Origin of the sequence: Vallitalea guaymasensis, from assembly GCF_018141425.1 — a bacterium.
Lineage (GTDB): Bacteria > Bacillota > Clostridia > Lachnospirales > Vallitaleaceae > Vallitalea > Vallitalea guaymasensis.
In genome coordinates this window covers 703587-720075 of the sequence record NZ_CP058561.1, presented here as the reverse complement: position 1 = coordinate 720075, position 16489 = coordinate 703587, and the positions used below count along the sequence as shown (strand labels likewise).

At 32.2% G+C, this 16489-nt stretch carries 16 protein-coding genes; 12 read left to right on the top strand and 4 right to left on the bottom strand.

All coding sequences use genetic code 11. From position 1 onward, the window contains the following. Positions 1 to 59 precede the first annotated feature (59 nt). The 11 genes from HYG85_RS03255 to HYG85_RS03205 all read left to right on the top strand — a co-directional run bounded on the left by HYG85_RS03255 (position 60) and on the right by HYG85_RS03205 (position 13459). Entirely contained in the window at positions 60 to 1715 is a 1656-nt protein-coding gene (locus HYG85_RS03255) for an S-layer homology domain-containing protein (RefSeq protein ID WP_212692265.1), read from the top strand. Positions 1716 to 1729: 14 nt separating this feature from the next. Beyond that, a complete protein-coding gene (locus HYG85_RS03250; protein ID WP_212692264.1) occupies positions 1730 to 2515 on the top strand; it encodes a DUF4430 domain-containing protein in 786 nt (261 codons plus the stop codon). Continuing rightward, positions 2512 to 3402: an energy-coupling factor transporter transmembrane component T gene (locus tag HYG85_RS03245; protein WP_212692263.1), complete on the top strand. Its 891-nt coding sequence runs from the start codon at positions 2512 to 2514 to the stop codon at positions 3400 to 3402. The genes HYG85_RS03250 and HYG85_RS03245 overlap by 4 nt, the downstream gene beginning before the upstream one ends. After that, positions 3375 to 6095, top strand: a complete 2721-nt coding sequence (locus HYG85_RS03240) for an energy-coupling factor transporter ATPase (RefSeq protein ID WP_212692262.1) — start codon at positions 3375 to 3377, stop codon at positions 6093 to 6095. Before HYG85_RS03245 ends, HYG85_RS03240 begins: the two co-directional genes overlap by 28 nt. A 398-nt stretch (positions 6096 to 6493) precedes the next feature. Next, positions 6494 to 7648 carry a YibE/F family protein gene (locus HYG85_RS03235; protein ID WP_212692261.1) on the top strand — a complete coding sequence of 385 codons (1155 nt, stop codon included), beginning with the start codon at positions 6494 to 6496 and terminating at the stop codon, positions 7646 to 7648. Positions 7649 to 7651: 3 nt separating this feature from the next. Next, positions 7652 to 8404 (top strand): YibE/F family protein, encoded by a 753-nt coding sequence (locus HYG85_RS03230; protein ID WP_113671659.1) that lies wholly within the window; start codon positions 7652 to 7654, stop codon positions 8402 to 8404. Positions 8405 to 8563: 159 nt separating this feature from the next. Next, positions 8564 to 9595: a LacI family DNA-binding transcriptional regulator gene (locus tag HYG85_RS03225; protein WP_212692260.1), complete on the top strand. Its 1032-nt coding sequence runs from the start codon at positions 8564 to 8566 to the stop codon at positions 9593 to 9595. Between the two features lie 65 nt (positions 9596 to 9660). Beyond that, on the top strand, positions 9661 to 10740 hold the full coding sequence (locus tag HYG85_RS03220) for a Gfo/Idh/MocA family protein (RefSeq protein ID WP_212692259.1): 1080 nt from the start codon (positions 9661 to 9663) through the stop codon (positions 10738 to 10740). Positions 10741 to 10757: 17 nt separating this feature from the next. Further along, positions 10758 to 11639: a sugar phosphate isomerase/epimerase family protein gene (locus HYG85_RS03215; RefSeq protein WP_212692258.1), complete on the top strand. Its 882-nt coding sequence runs from the start codon at positions 10758 to 10760 to the stop codon at positions 11637 to 11639. 17 nt (positions 11640 to 11656) lie between these two features. Further along, entirely contained in the window at positions 11657 to 12412 is a 756-nt protein-coding gene (locus HYG85_RS03210; RefSeq protein WP_212692257.1) for a sugar phosphate isomerase/epimerase family protein, read from the top strand. A 21-nt stretch (positions 12413 to 12433) separates the two neighbouring features. Beyond that, positions 12434 to 13459, top strand: coding sequence for a Gfo/Idh/MocA family protein (locus HYG85_RS03205; RefSeq protein ID WP_212692256.1), 1026 nt, complete (start codon positions 12434 to 12436; stop codon positions 13457 to 13459). Positions 13460 to 13550: 91 nt separating this feature from the next. Here the strand turns inward: HYG85_RS03205 and HYG85_RS03200 are convergent, their stop codons facing one another. The 3 genes from HYG85_RS03200 to HYG85_RS03190 are packed head-to-tail and all read right to left on the bottom strand — an operon-like array spanning position 13551 to position 15433. Further along, a complete protein-coding gene (locus tag HYG85_RS03200) occupies positions 13551 to 14228 on the bottom strand; it encodes a hypothetical protein (protein ID WP_212692255.1) in 678 nt (225 codons plus the stop codon). Beyond that, complete coding sequence (locus HYG85_RS03195; RefSeq protein WP_212692254.1) at positions 14221 to 15066, bottom strand: ATP-binding cassette domain-containing protein; 846 nt, start codon at positions 15064 to 15066, stop codon at positions 14221 to 14223. Before HYG85_RS03195 ends, HYG85_RS03200 begins: the two co-directional genes overlap by 8 nt. After that, positions 15050 to 15433, bottom strand: a complete 384-nt coding sequence (locus HYG85_RS03190; protein ID WP_244971267.1) for a GntR family transcriptional regulator — start codon at positions 15431 to 15433, stop codon at positions 15050 to 15052. Before HYG85_RS03190 ends, HYG85_RS03195 begins: the two co-directional genes overlap by 17 nt. A 179-nt stretch (positions 15434 to 15612) precedes the next feature. Between HYG85_RS03190 and HYG85_RS03185 the strand changes: the two genes are divergently transcribed. Beyond that, positions 15613 to 16020 carry an arsenate reductase ArsC gene (locus tag HYG85_RS03185; protein WP_212692253.1) on the top strand — a complete coding sequence of 136 codons (408 nt, stop codon included), beginning with the start codon at positions 15613 to 15615 and terminating at the stop codon, positions 16018 to 16020. A 63-nt stretch (positions 16021 to 16083) separates the two neighbouring features. On the opposite strand, the gene HYG85_RS03180 is transcribed toward HYG85_RS03185, so the two are convergent. After that, on the bottom strand, positions 16084 to 16425 hold the full coding sequence (locus HYG85_RS03180) for a helix-turn-helix domain-containing protein (protein ID WP_113671639.1): 342 nt from the start codon (positions 16423 to 16425) through the stop codon (positions 16084 to 16086). Positions 16426 to 16489 lie beyond the last annotated feature (64 nt).

The window sequence follows — 16489 nt, the reverse complement described above, 5'->3', positions numbered from 1 at the left end:
TTAATACGTTGTCCCTCTATTTCACTTTGTATATATGTGTATAAGGAGGAATAATAATTATGAAATTACTAAGAAAAGGTATAAGTGCTTTACTAATATTTACTATGTTATTAAGTTTTAATACTTATGTTTTCGCCACAAGTACAATTGAACTTGATGCTGCTATTATAGATACGGGAAAATATATGTACAAAACAGTAAAATCGCCACAAGTAGGTTCAATTGGTGGTGAATGGGCTGTATTAGGACTTGCAAGAAGTGGTTATGATATACCAGATAAATACTATAAGAATTATTATAAGACTGTAGAAAACTACGTGAAAGCATGTAAAGGAGTTTTACATAAGAAAAAATACACTGAATATTCAAGGCTCATTGTTGCCCTTACTTCTATAGGAAAAGATCCTTCAGATGTAGGAGGATATAATCTTTTAAAGGCTCTTGGTGATTATGATAAAACTATATGGCAAGGAATGAACGGACCTATATGGGCACTAATAGCTCTTGATAGTGGCAATTACCCAATGCCTAAAAATAAGAATGCCAAGGTACAAGCAACAAGAGATATGTACATAAATAGAATTCTAGAATGTCAGTTAGCTGATGGTGGCTGGTCACTATTTGGTGGAACTACATCCCAAAGTATTGGTGATAGCTTTTCAGACCCAGATATAACAGGTATGGCACTTCAAGCACTAGCAAAATATCAATACAAATCAGAGGTGAAAAAAGCATGTGAAGAGGCTCTTGCATGTATGTCAAAAATGCAAAATAGCCAAGGAGGTTTTTCAAGCTGGGGTACAGCTAATTCTGAAAGCTGTGTTCAAATGCTGGTTGCTCTATGTGAGTTAGGAATTTCTGTTGATGATAGACGATTTGTCAAGAACGGTAATACAATGCTTGATAACCTTATGACTTTCTATAAAAAAGGTAATGGATTTCTTCATACAAAAAATGGAAGTGGTTCTAACCAAATGGCAACTGAACAAGGGTTTTATGGACTTATTGCAGTACAGAGAGCATTAAAGGGTAGAGAAAGTCTTTATCGTATGAGAAATAAACTTGATATAGGAGAAACAAGTAGCATAGCTAATAGTGTAGGACTTGAAAATAAACATAAAGATATAAAAAAACTTAGGATAACTAAGATGGGGAAGACTTTCAAAGATATCAAAGGACATGAGAATCAATCAGCCATTGAAGCACTTGCATCAAGAGAAATTATTAATGGAAAGACTAAAGATTTATTTGAACCAGATGCAACTATGACACGAGGAGAATTTGCTTCTATCATTGTCAAAGCATTAGGTCTTAAACCAAAAGCAATAGATAACTTTATAGATGTAAAAAAAGATAAGTGGTATGCAGGTTACATAGGTACTGCTAATACATATGGCATAATTTCTGGAAAGTCAACTACAACCTATGCTCCAAATGCCATTATCACTAGAGAAGAAGCTGCAGTGGTAGTAACAAGAGCAGCAAAACTCTGCGGTATGAATACACAATATAATACTATGGCAGCTAGAGATATCTTGTCTCAGTTTATCGACTATGTAAAAGTTAACAAATGGGCGAGACAATCATTAGCTTTTTGCTATGACAAAGAAATATTGGATTCTTCTACCATGGAAATATTGCCTGAAGAACCAATCAAACGTTGTGAAATAGCTAGGATGATATATAACATGTTATATAATGCTAGGCTCCTATAGGGAGGGTATCAAAAATGAAGTTAAATAAAACTAAAGTAATCGTATTTTTTATAATTATTGCTGTACTTGCTGTGGCTTTTTGGTGGGGAGGGAATGCCCCTGGTTTACAAGGATGGAATGTATCCACTGATAATTCCAAAGAGCTGGAATCACGTCCTGGGGGTCTGAAAGGTTCAATGACAGCAGAAGAAAAAATAAGTCTTGCAAAAGAATTGACCAATTGTTCTTCACCAGGAGTTAAAAAAGGTGATACTGATTATTCTGTGTCCTTAGGTATGGAGATTGATGAGGATACAGGCAAAGATAGATATCTTACAGATCCTGTACCTGAAGGAAAACCTATACCTATAGAACCTCAAAACGTAGAAATAACTGATAAAGAGCTTACCTGCGCAATGTCAGTACGTTGTGATACTATATTAGATAATATTAATTGGCTTGATAAAGAAAAAGTTGAGCTAGTACCAGAGGATGGAATAATTTTTAAACAGGATAATGTCACTTTTTATGAAGGAGAAAGTGTTTTCAATGTATTAATCAGAGAGATGAAGAAGAACAAGATACACATGGAATTTGTTAATACTCCTATGTATAATAGTGCTTATGTTGAAGGTATAAACAACCTCTATGAATTTGATTGTGGTGAATTGTCAGGGTGGATGTATAAAGTCAATGATTGGTTTCCCAACTATGGATGTAGTCGCTATCAGATAAAAGAGGGAGATGTAATAGAATGGGTATATACTTGTAATCTAGGAGTAGATGTAGGTGGATATTCAGCATTGGGAGGAGACTTATGAGGAGTGCTTTTGAAGGATATCATCCTATTGTAAATTTTGTCTACTTTACCTTTGTATTCATCTACTCAATGATTTTCATGCATCCTCTTTGTTTAGCTATTTCATTGGTATGCGGATTTTCTTATTCAGTGACACTTAGAGGAAAAAAAGCTATACGTTTTAATCTACTATATCTTTTACCTATGATGATAATAGCTGCACTAGTTAATCCAGCATTCAACCATGAGGGTGTGACTATACTTACTTATCTAGACAGTGGGAATCCTCTTACACTAGAATCAATTACATTTGGTATCGCCGCAGCTGTTATGCTTGCATCTGTAGTTTGCTGGTTCAATTGTTACAATGTAATCATGACATCGGACAAGTTTATATATCTGTTTGGTAGAGTAATACCCGCATTATCTCTTGTTTTATCCATGGTGCTTAGATTTGTGCCTAGATTTAAAGCACAGCTTAAGATAATATCTAACGGACAAAAATGTATAGGAAGAGATATATCAAAAGGTAATATCATAAATAGAGCTAAATATGGAATAAAAATTTTATCAATCATGATTACTTGGGCATTGGAGAATGCTATTGAAACAGCAGACTCCATGAAAACTCGTGGTTATGGGCTAAATGGAAGGACGGCCTTTTCCATCTATTATTTTGATAGGAGAGACAAAAAAGCATTGATTATTATTGGTGGAACAGGGTTATATGTACTTGTAGGTTCTTTGCTCGGTAGAGTCTACTTTCGGTATTTTCCAAGTATGAAGAGTGCAGATATAACACCTTATTCTATAAGTGTTTTTACAGCTTATCTAATACTCTGCATTTCACCAATAGTAATAGAAAGTTGGGAGAATAGAAGATGGAAGCTATTACAATCAAAGATTTAACTTTTACATATCCAAAGGTAAATAAGCCAGCATTAAAAAACATTGATTTATCAATAAAACAAGGTGAATTTATAACTATATGTGGTAAATCAGGATGTGGAAAGACTACTTTGCTTAGACATCTAAGATCTACTCTTATGCCATGTGGTACAAGAGAAGGTGAGATTTACTACGAGAACACACCACTTGATAATCTTTCTCAAAGACAGCAGACAGAGAGAATAGGTTTTGTAAGGCAATCACCAGATAATCAGATTGTTACTGATAAGGTGTGGCATGAACTTGCTTTTGGACTAGAGAGTCTTGGTTATAGAACACCTGAAATACGAGGAAGAGTATCAGAAATGGCATCTTTCTTTGGTATACAGACTTGGTTTCATAAGAAGGTGACAGAGCTCTCAGGCGGACAGAAACAGTTACTTAACTTAGCTTCTGTCATGGTTATGCAGCCGTCTGTCATTATACTGGATGAACCTACTAGCCAGCTTGATCCTATAGCTGCAACAGATTTCTTGGAGACCATAAAAAAGATTAACAGAGAATTAGGAACAACCATAATACTTACAGAACATCGTTTAGAAGATGCACTCCCAGTCTCAGACCGTGTAATAGTCATGGATAATGGTAGTATAATTGTGGACGATACTCCAAGAATGGCAGGGCAGAAACTAAAAGAGTTGAATCATGATATGTTTATTGCTATGCCTACACCTATGAGAATCTATGCAGGGATAAACAATGATTTGGAATGTCCTATTACTGTACGTGATGGACGAAATTGGATTAATGAATATGCCAAGAACAACAAAATAATAGAAAAAATAGCTGATAAAAATATAATCTTCCAAGATAATATTAATAATAATAAAAACTGTATCATAAAAATGGATGAGGTTTGGTTTCGCTATGAAAAAGAACTGCCAGATGTAATAAAAGGGTTGTCCATTAACATTGGCGAAGGCGAACTTTTTGCAATCCTAGGAGGAAATGGTACAGGTAAAACTACTACTCTTTCTATCATAAATGGAATATTAAAGCCTTATAGAGGTACTGTAAAAATATATAAGGATTCAATTATAAATAATAAAAAGGAATTACCTTCAATTAATTTTATAGGAGTTCTTCCCCAAAATCCTCAGTCATTATTCGTCAAGAAAACTGTAGAACTGGATTTATATGAAATGCTCTCAGGAAGAAAAATTCCAAAAGAAGAACAAAAAAATATGGTAGATACAGTATCAAAGTTATGTGAACTGAAAAGTCTTTTACATATGCATCCATATGATCTCTCAGGGGGAGAACAACAAAGAGCAGCTCTAGCAAAAGTACTACTATTAGGACCCAAGATTTTATTGCTTGACGAACCAACCAAAGGTCTTGATGGGTATTTCAAGAAAAAGTTTGCAGATATACTCAAGAAATTACAAGCAGATGGTATAACAATAGTCATGGTATCCCATGATATTGAATTTTGTGCAGCACATGCCAGTCGCTGTGCCATGTTTTTTGATGGACGAATTACAAGTATTGATACACCAAGAGCTTTTTTTTGTGGTAAAAATTTTTACACTACTGCTACTAATCGTATGTCAAGAACGATTTTACCAAAAGCAATTCTTGCAGAAGATGTTATCCTAGCCTGTGGCGGTAAAATACATACTAATGATTCATCAAGCATAAGAGATGAAATTATGTGTTCAAAGGTAAATGATGAAGTATCTAGTCATAATCAAGAAACAAAAATAACTAAATGTGACAAAACTAAATATAAGCCCATATGTAAAATAACACCCACACGTATTACAATAGCCATTGCAGGATTAATAGCATTCATATTAACCACTGTTTTACTATGGAATAAATATAATGATTGGAAAAACTATCTGGTTCAATTCTTATTAGTTACTGAACTTGCAATAACCCTTATAGCTATATTCCCAGGAAAAGACCTAGATGCTCCTGATTTCTCTATACAAGTTCCAAAAGGAAAACGAAAACTTACAAAAAGAACCCTTATAGCTATGGTCATGGTACTTGTAGCAGTACCTCTAACCATATATTGCGGTGTGTTTTTCTTAGGAGACAGAAAATATTACTTTATAAGTCTAATGATATTATTAGAAACAATGCTGCCATTTATATTCGTATTTGAGAGCAAAAAACCTAAGGCAAGAGAAATTATTATCATTGCTGTCCTTTGTGCCATTGGTGTAGCTGGAAGAGCTGCATTCTTCATGCTTCCTCAGTTCAAACCAGTCGTAGCTATAGTTATTATATCTGGAGTATGCTTTGGCGGCGAAACAGGTTTTCTAGTAGGTGCTGTTACAGCATTTACCTCAAATATGATGTTCGGTCAAGGAACATGGACACCTTGGCAGATGTTCGCCTTTGGCATAGCAGGATTCCTCGCAGGAATATTATTTCGCAAAGGACTCCTAATAAAAAGGCGTAATTCACTATGTATATTTGGAGCACTAACTACATTTTTTGTCTGTGGCTTTATACTGGATACCGGTTCAGCACTAATGTGGCAAGCAAAACCCACTATAAAAAGCATGATGACTTACTATACAACAGGTATTCCCTTCAACATTATCCATGCAACAGCAACTTCTTTCTTCCTATGGTTTGCATCAGAACCAATGATTGAGAAACTAGACCGTATAAAAATAAAATATGGACTTATCAATTAAAAATTTAAATAATGGTCTTTATGATTTCAAATAACGACCTCTTAATAGCCAAATAGTAACGCACAACAGAAGAAAAAGTCTTTTGTGATTATATTGAAGGATACTTCCCAGCAAAATAGTATATGTATATGTGGAGTAGTGAGGCAGGACGCCGAACCCAGCTTTTTGCTCAGGACGAGCAAGTAGCTGGCGTAACATATACATATACTATTTTGCAAACACCACGTCAGAACAAAACACTTTTTCTGACTCGCATTAGAAATTCAAGAATATCCTCTTATTTGATATATACTAACTTATATGATAATATGATAATTGCGGAAAAAATTATTGCTAATATTTACAAACTAATAATATTTCGCACGTTTTTGTAGTTGAAGTAAAGGAGGTACTAAAATATGTTTAGTAAATTACATAGCAAAGATAATATTAAAAACTCAGCAATATCATATAAAAATCAAGTCTTTAACAAAAAAAACAGGAATTTTTATATAAAAGCAATCCTACTAATAACTGTTGGTCTAATAAGCTACTTTTTCATAGCTAATAATGAAAATTACTACAATAAAACAATAGGAAAAATTATAGCTGTTGACGAAACACAAGGCAATACCGAATATATTAAAAATCAGCACCTAAATACAATAATAATGAATGGCAAACATAAAGGTGAAAAACTGGAATTTGACAATTTGGCATCTTATTCTAAAATATTTGACATAGACTACAAAATAAACGATAGAATATTCATATCAATCACTGAAGACGAAAAAGGCAGTATAATATCTTCGTACATATTAGGTTATAAACGTGATAAATATCTAGGATATATTGCAATAATATTTGTTGTACTCATACTTTTAATAGGTGGTTCAAAAGGTTTTAAATCATTGACAAGTGTCATTGTAAATATTCTAATTTTCTATAGCGTAATAAAACTATATTCCCATGGCTATAACTTATGGGTTATCACTACTATAATGAGTATCATATTCGTAATAATATCCATATTGATTGTAAGCGGAATCAACAAAAAATCACTATGTGCCATAGTTGGAACCATGGTAAGTATCATCATAACAATGATAATTACAGCTATAGTCATGACTGTTACTAACTCCAAAGGAGTCTACTATGAAGAAATGGAATTTCTGATGACTTCTCCAGAACAGATATTTTTTATCGGGCTTATGATAGGTACTATTGGAGGAATTATGGATATAGCCATAACCATGTCATCTGCAATTAACGAACTATATAATAAAAATCCTAATATAGAAAGAAAGATTCTAATACAATCAAGTATGGAAATAGGTAAAGATGTTATGGCAACTATGGCTAATACCTTAGTTTTTGTATACATTAGCGGAAGCATACCAACCATACTTTTTTGGTTGAGGAATGGGCTTTCCCTTTCATATATAATTGGTATTGGAATCAATCTTGAAATAATACGAGCTCTTATTGGAAGTATTGGTGTTGTAATTAGTATTCCTATCACTATGTACATTTCGGTTATACTTCTTAAAGAACGTAGGATAGGGGTGAATTAGATTATGAGCGTTATAGCAGTATTGTTGATAATATTATTTTTGTTGATGTATGTAGTTGGGAGAGATAGAGGAGTAAGATCATTTTTTACAGTATGTTTCAACTTCCTTATATTTTTTATCATGGTTATATTGATTGCTAACAAGTTAAATCCTCTTATAGTTACTATAGTTATATGTATAGTTATTAGTTCCATAACTCTATTTTATATTAACGGTCTTAATAAGAAAACTATATCATCCTTGATATCTGTTACAATAGTTGTTCTTTTTACAACACTTATAACCTATAAAATGGGAATGGGTGCAAAAATACAAGGATTTGGAAAAGAACAATACGATTCAATATCGTCTCTTTCCTTATATATAAAGCTAAATTTTTCAACTATAGTCATATGCGAAATACTAATAGGATTATTAGGTGCAGTAATTGATGTATCTATCTCAATTTCATCATCCATGAATGAGCTATATAACACAAACTCATCTATTACCAAGAAAAGTTTATTTGATTCAGGTATGAATATAGGTAAAGATATTTTGGGAACAATGACTAATACATTATTTTTTGCATACATAAGCGGATTCATGGCATTAATAATATATTTCAGCTCTCTGCATTATTCCATAGCAGATATCTTGAACAACAAAGTGTTCTGTGCAGAAGTTTTTCAGATTCTATGTAGTGGAGTAGGAATAATACTTATTATACCAGTAACAGCTTTGATAACTTCCCAGATTTTGTGTAACGATAAATAAGTAAGAATGAAAAGAACGAAAGTCTTTGATTCCTAATTAGAATTAAGGACTTTTTTGATATATTAATATAAAGTTATATGAAATTTATTTATTGACAGGTGTAAATTGATACAGTATAATAAAAATATATAAAATAATTATGAATCAGGTGAATAGTCTATGAAAAAATTTAAACGTGTAACTAGTATGGATGTTGCAAAAGAAGCTGGAGTATCAAGAGCAACAGTTTCTTACATCTTAAATGATGTTCAAGGAGTCAGCATAAAAGAGTCAACAAAAAAGAAAGTTATACAGGCAGCAAAAAAACTAGGCTATTATCCTGATTCTATGGCAGTAGCACTAAAAACCAATAAGGCCATGTCTATAGGTATTGTTTCCAAGAGAAATATATCTGAACAAAGGTATATCAAATTTCTGGATGGTGTTAAATCTGCCATAGGTGATAACTATAGCATTATATTATGTTCAGACCATGTAGATAATTTTGGATATCCAGAGTATTATAGTTACTACAAACGTAAAAAAATAGATGGTATCCTTTTCTTATCATTTCAAGAACATCTAGCAGAAGAGAAGATAGATGATTATTTACATATGTCCGTAGAAGAAAATATCCCTATAGTATTTGCTGATTATCATTTGAATAATCAGATGGTGAATTGTGTAGATATCAATTACTATCATGGTGCATATATGGCAGCAAGCTATTTGATAAAAAATGGACATGAAGAGATAATTTACTTAACACCTGATTTTGATACAGAACAAGAGCAACAACGAAGAAAAGGGGTTGAAGATGCTGTTAATGAGCATAAGGGTATTAAATTGATTAAAACTCCTATCTCAACTGATAATGATAAAGAAATTGAGGCAGTCATTGAGATTCTCAGTAAAAAAGATGAGTATTCTGCAATCATAACTTCTTGGAGTAAAATGGCATATACAGTATTGTATCAGGCTCAACAGCTTAATATAAGTATCCCTAATGAAATATCAGTTATTGCACTTGCAGGTTCTAATTTTGATGTGTATACGTATCCAAGACTAACTACATGTAATCTGCCTTTATTTGAATTGGGTCAAAAGAGTGCGGAAAGATTAATGAATATGTTAACAGATACAAATACGTTGCCACTCAATATTACGTTACCTTGTAAACTGAAGGAAAGAGATTCTACTAAAGGCATATAATTTTTTTAGTTAATAACTTACACGTGTAAATGGGTGTAAGTAAAATATAAATGGAGGTATTAATAATGAAAAAAGTTAAAGTAGGTATTGTAGGAACAGGATATACCATTGGTATAGCAAAACAACATGTCAAGGCTTATAATGCAAATGAGAAATGTGAACTTGTAGCTTTGTTTGACAAAGTTGAAGGAAGAGCCGGGGAGTGGGCAAAAAAGCAGGAACTTAAGAATATTACTATATGTAAGACATATGAAGAAATGCTTGATATGGTAGATGCAGTAAGTATTTGTACATCTAACGATGCTCATGGAGAGTTATCCATTAAAGCTTTGGAATCAGGGGTTCATGTGCTTTGCGAGAAGCCAATGAGTTCTGAAATCAACTATGCAAGAGAGATGGTGGAATGTGCTAAAATCCATCCTGAATTGGTAAATATGATAGGTTTCTGTTATAGAGGTATTCCAGCAATAAAATATATGAAATCTATAATAGATCAAGGGAAATTAGGAAAAATATATGGTTTTAGACAATGTCTTGGAGGAGGAAGAATCGCTAATAAGACAGGTGTAATGCTAGAGTGGAGAATGCAAAAAAAATATTCTGGTACAGGAGCTTTAGCTGATTTTGGATCTCATATGATTGACATAGTAGATTATTTATTGAAAGATACAGAAGGTCCAGTGAAAGAGTTAACAGCCATTTCAACAATTTCTATTCCAGAAAGAAAGAAAATTGATGAAGAAGGTATGGGAGCAGTAACCAATGATGATACAACCATTTTTACTGCTAAGCTTAATAATGGTGCAGTAGGAACTTTCTATTCAAGTAGACTAGGTACTAGGGGACATAGCCTTGAGATTATAGGAGAGGGAGGTATGCTCGTCTATGAACACGAAGATAATGAATTGATAGTTAACTTGAAGGAAAAAGATGGAGGTTACAACGGTCAAAAAGAAGAAGTTGTAGCTGTTCCAGATGAATTCTTAGAAGAATCCAAGTTCCATGAAGAGATAAATGAATTTATAGATAATATTATTAATAATAAACAATCTGAAAGAGATTTCGCTAGAGGACTTTATATTCAGGAATTATTAGAAGCATTAAAAGAATCAGCTGATAACAAAAAAACAGTTATCCTTGACTAATAGAAAGGAGAATGATTATGAAAGTAGGATTAATCACTAATAGCTTGGCTTGGGCTGGAATGAAAGATTTAAAAGAAATAAGTAATTGGGCTTGTGATAATGGATTTAAGGATTTGGAAGTTGGACCAACTATTGAACTTGATGAAAAGATCTTTTCAGATATAAAAAAAGAAGGCAAAATTGATATATCAGCCTTAATTTACTGTAGAAATTTTCTTGATGAAGAGAATAATGTAGGTGATGAGCATAAGAAGCAATTGATTAGACGTATAGAATTTGCAGGAAAACTAGGGATTGAGAAAGTAATATGCTCAACAGGGGTTACCAAGGATGCCTATTATGGTGCAAGATTCAATCCTGAAAAAAGTGTAGAAGCAGTTACAGAATGGTTAAAAGAACTAGCAGAATATGCAGAAAGAAATAATGTGAAAATAGCAATAGAGAATTGTCCAATGATGGGTAATATAGCTATATCACCATATATGTGGGATATACTATTTGATAAAGTTGATTCAGATAAAATAGGTCTAGCATTTGATCCATCACATATGATTTGGCAGTTTATGAGCCCTTATGAGAACATAATCAAATATAGAAGTAAGATATTCCATTTCCATGGAAAAGACACAGAAATACTATATGATAATCTTAAAAAAGTTGGTATCCTGCATAATATAACTGAGGAAACCAATTTCTTTGAACATCAGTGGTGGAGACATCGTCTAGTTGGTCTTGGAGATATTGATTGGAATAAAATTGTAGCCAATTTATATGAAATTGGTTATAAAGGTACAATAAGCATTGAACATGAAGACCCAGTATGGGACGGTACTCTTGATAAAGTTGAAAAAGGATTAATACGAGCTAAGAATCATATTGAAAGAATCATTGAAGGTTAATTAAGGAGGAAAGTCATATGAAATTAGGTTGCCATGCTGTATTATTCAAAGAAAGAATAAAAGAAGACACAGAAAATATAATAAAGTTATTATCAAGCACAGGTTTTAAAGGGTCAGAAATCGGATCAAGGTTTTTTGGAACTGACGATAAAGAGTATCTGCTTAATATTTTAGATAGATATAACTACCAAATAACTGGTATGCACATTGGTTCACCATTAGAAGAATGGGATATTAATTGTGAAGAGACAACTAATAAAATACTTAAGGTAGCTGAGTTTGTTAAAGATATGCCTAATAAAAACGTAATCATGTCAACAAAAAGATTTTCAGGTACACAGGAACAGCTTATAAAAGCGGCTAAAAATATCAACAATGCAGCAATAAAATGCCAAGAGATGGGCGTAAAATTAAATCTTCATAATCATATCTGGGAATTTGAAAATGATGGATACATTTTTAATACCCTAGTAGAATATGCTCCTAATCTGAATCTTGGTCTGGACCTAGGATGGGTCTATGCTTCTGGATTTGATCCAATAGAAGTTGTAGAGAATCATGCTGATAGAATAAGTTATGTTCATCTAAGGGATATTAATGAAAACAATGAATTTGTTGATTTGGGAGAAGGAATAATTGATTTCAATAAATTATTGAAAGTACTTAGAAATACATTAGGTGAAGATGGCTGGGCTGTTGTTGAATACGAACATGGGGAACAGGATATTAATAGATATATAAGAGCTTACAATTTCTTGGAAAAACAGATGTAACATAAAATAAGGGGTGAATTTATGGGTAAATTAAAAATTGCAATTATAGGCTGTGGAAGAATATCAGTTGTCTATAAAGAAGCATTCAAAAACTTAAGTGACAGAATTGAAGTCAGATTTGCAATTGATAAAGTATTAGATAGAGCTGAAAGTTTTGCAAAAGAATTTGAACAATGTTCTTTTTCTGATAGAATAGAAGACCTCCTTGAAGAAGATCTTGATGTTGTTCATATATGTACTCCTCATTTCTTGCATAAGGAACAGATAATCAAATGTCTAGATAAAGGAATCCATGTTCTTACAGAAAAACCTTTGGCGATAACACTACAAGATGCAGATGCCATAATAGAAGCTGCAAATAGTTCAGGAAGAAAATTTGGAGTTATATTCCAAAACAGATATATTGAAGGTGTTGTCAAGGCTAAACAGTTAATAGACAACGGGGAAATGGGGAAAGTATTAGGAGCATGGTCATCACTTACATGGTGGCGTCCACCTTCTTACTATGAATGTGATTGGAAAGGAAGCTGGGAAAAAGAAGGCGGCGGTGTTTTGATAGACCAAGCCATTCATAGTATTGATTTAGTGCAACACTTGGTTGGTAGTAAAGTTAAATGGATTAAAGGTCAGATAGATAACAGAGTCTTAAAGAGTGTAGAAGTTGAGGATGTTGCAAGTGCAGCTATAGGTTTTGAAAATGGTTGTATATATTCACTCTTTGCTACTAACTATTATACGAAAAGTTCTCCTATTCAAATTGAGATAATGTGTGAAAACGGAATCATTAATATAAAAGGATTTGATGTCACTATAGAAAAAGATGGTGAAAGAACTACTATAGAGCACAATGATAAAATTGAGTCAGGTGGACAAGGTTATTGGGGTATATATCATTATTATCAAATAAAGGAGTTTTATGATAATGTTATAGAAGATACACCTGTCAAGGTTACAGGATATGAAGGTAAGAAAGCTTTGGAAATTGTATTAGGTGTTTATGAATCTGCTAAAGAGTCTATAAAATTGGAAGTCAGTAATCAAGAATGACAATATACTCAATGAATTATATGAATGGAAAATATCTAAAAAGCTGTATCATATGAGCATACAGCTTTTTATTTTGCATATCATATAAAAATTATTTTTTGCTCATATGATACAAAGTTGATGCATATAGTAATCCAGCAAGAAGGATATCACATATAAACTGTAGAATAAAACTTGGATTAAGGGTCGTAGCTCTAAAGAAGACGATTAATGCCTGCCTAAGAGGAGCAATAGGAGTGAATACACTAATGATTGCAATTAAGATAACATCCGCTACCCAACCAATCCACATATTCTGATATAATACAAGGGTGTGAATAAATACACTTAATAATATGTAAAAGCCAGTTTGGTATACAAAACATGCAAAAACACCAGATTTAGTCCAACCAAATGCAGGTAAGTAAGATATTTCAAGACTGTTACCCCAGATCATTGGTTCAATAGCATAGTAGAATAAGATGTTTATGATTGCCACAATTACTGCAAGTACCACATAGTTAATTATACAGCCCTTGAAAAAATCGAGTTTTTTAGCTCCAATGTTTATTAGTTTTTTATAGTACTTTAAAACAATAAATATGGGAGCAAGTATATTAATTAGTGTAAATAGATTTCCTATGGAAAGACTACCTTGAACTTGACTACCTATTAAAAATTCTATTATAAGATTAACTATTGTTAGAAGTACTACAATAAATGTGATTATAAATGTTTGTTTGCAACCATATTTAAAATTGAATTTAGCCACTTTTATTGCTTTATTCATTGATTTCACCCCCTATAAGGTTAGCAAAAAAATCTTGTAAGCCCTCATTGCTGATTTGGATTCTATCATTTTCTTCTATTCGTGTATCGTATACATTTACAGTTTTGAATTTTCCTATATCATGTACATTAATAATATTTTTACCCATTACAGCTTTGTCAACATCTGAAGCGATTCCAGTTACACTGTAACATTTATCTTGTAAATCAATGATATTTGACCTTAATAATAACTCACCTTTATGTATGATAATTATTTCTTCTGCAATCTTGGCTATTTCATCAATTAGATGAGTAGATACTATTATTATTTTTGGATGTCTAGCTATACTTTCTTCTAATAGTGAGTAGAATTTGTTTCTCATAATAACATCAAAACCTAATACAGGTTCATCAAATAGCACAATCTTATTAGTACTAGCAAGACCAATAATGGTATTTACCATGGTTTTCATACCGAAGGATAGCTTTTTAAACTTTTTATCTGGATTGAGGTTGAATTTTTTTATCATATCATCGGCAAATTCAGTGTCAAAGCCATCTTGAAAATCAGCTGCTAAACTTATTAGATCTTTTATCTTTAGATTGATATGATTCTCTCGTTCTTCTACGAAACAAACAATCTCAGGCATAGATAGTTTATTAACTTTCAAGCCGTTAACTAATACTTCACCTTTTGTGGCTTGGGTTAAACCTGATATGGTTCTTAGAAAAGTAGTTTTGCCAGCCCCATTTTCTCCTAATAAACAATAGATCTTATTTTCATTGATTTCTATATTTATATTACTAAGTGCATTTGCTTTACCATATTTTTTAGTTAAGTTATTTAACTGAATCATTCCAATCCTCCTCAATCATTTTTATGACATCCTCTTTATTGATATTTAACTTTTTGCATTCCTGAATAAGTTTTTTTATAGTATTTGTTTGTAATGAAGCTCTTCTCTTTTCCATAATTATATCTTTTGCCTCCTTAGTGACGTACATCCCCATACCTCTACGTTTATAGATAATACCTTGTTCCGTTAGAATGTTGACACCTTTTATGGCTGTAGCTGGATTGATTTTCAGTAATTTGGATAATTGTGTGGTTGATATAATAGCTGTATCAACCTGGTAAGTTCCATCTAAAATGTAGTCTTCTAACATAGTCGCTATTTGAGCAAAGATAGGTACACTGCTATTTGGATTAATATTAATGGTCATCACCTGCTTTATTTATATGGTTAGTTAGTTAACTAATTAACCATATAATATCATTTGTATTATCTTATGTCAATGTATTTTATAGAAATGATGTTAAAAAATAGTTATAAAATATACATCTATAATAAAATTATGATATTATATGAATATATAAATATGGTGATATGGAGGTTGTTGAAATGAAATATAAAGTTGCATTTGTCTGTGTTCATAATTCATGTAGAAGCCAGATGGCAGAAGGGTGGGCTAAAACATTAGCCAATGATGTATTTGATGTTTACTCAGCGGGAACAGAAGAGTATCCAGAGGTAAAACCTAAAGCTGTACAAGTAATGGAGGAAGTTGGAGTAGATATGAGTTCTCATAAACCCAAACTACTATCTGATATTCCGAGTGAGATAGATATACTAATTAAAATGGGGTGTAATGTCACATGTCCTTATTTACCTAATAAGCATACTGAAGATTGGGGACTTACTGACCCTTCAGGTGGAGAAATAGAGGACTTTAGAAAAACAAGAGATATGATAAAATTAAAAGTAGAAGATTTAAAAAAACGTGTTGCTGATGGAAAATTATCTTTATAGGTAGTGTTTATTTTCATCCCCTAAATATGGATTTATATGACTTATTTAGGGGATGAAATAATATTAAAAAGATTTACTCTGTTGGAGAAATTCAATATATCCAATAATGTGGTGAAGAAATTTAGGGGATTTATCTGATAAAGAATCTAATATTTGTTCTGTTAATGCATTTGAAGTAGGGCTAGATGATGTAATTAATAATTGATTTGGTGTTATTTCTAGAACTAAGCAGATTTTCATAATTGTTTCCAAAGAAGCGGTTGTATTACCTCTTTCAATATTTCCTATATACTGTATAGAAAGACCTGTCAATCCAGCTAGTTTTTCTTGTGTCAACTCTTTTTTTAGTCTATATTGTTTAATATTTTTACCTAAAAGGTTTAAATCTATGATTTTATTCTGCATTAATAAAATGCACCTCCTTCCATAGTTATAGGATATGATAAATTTCAATTTTTAATAAGCAACT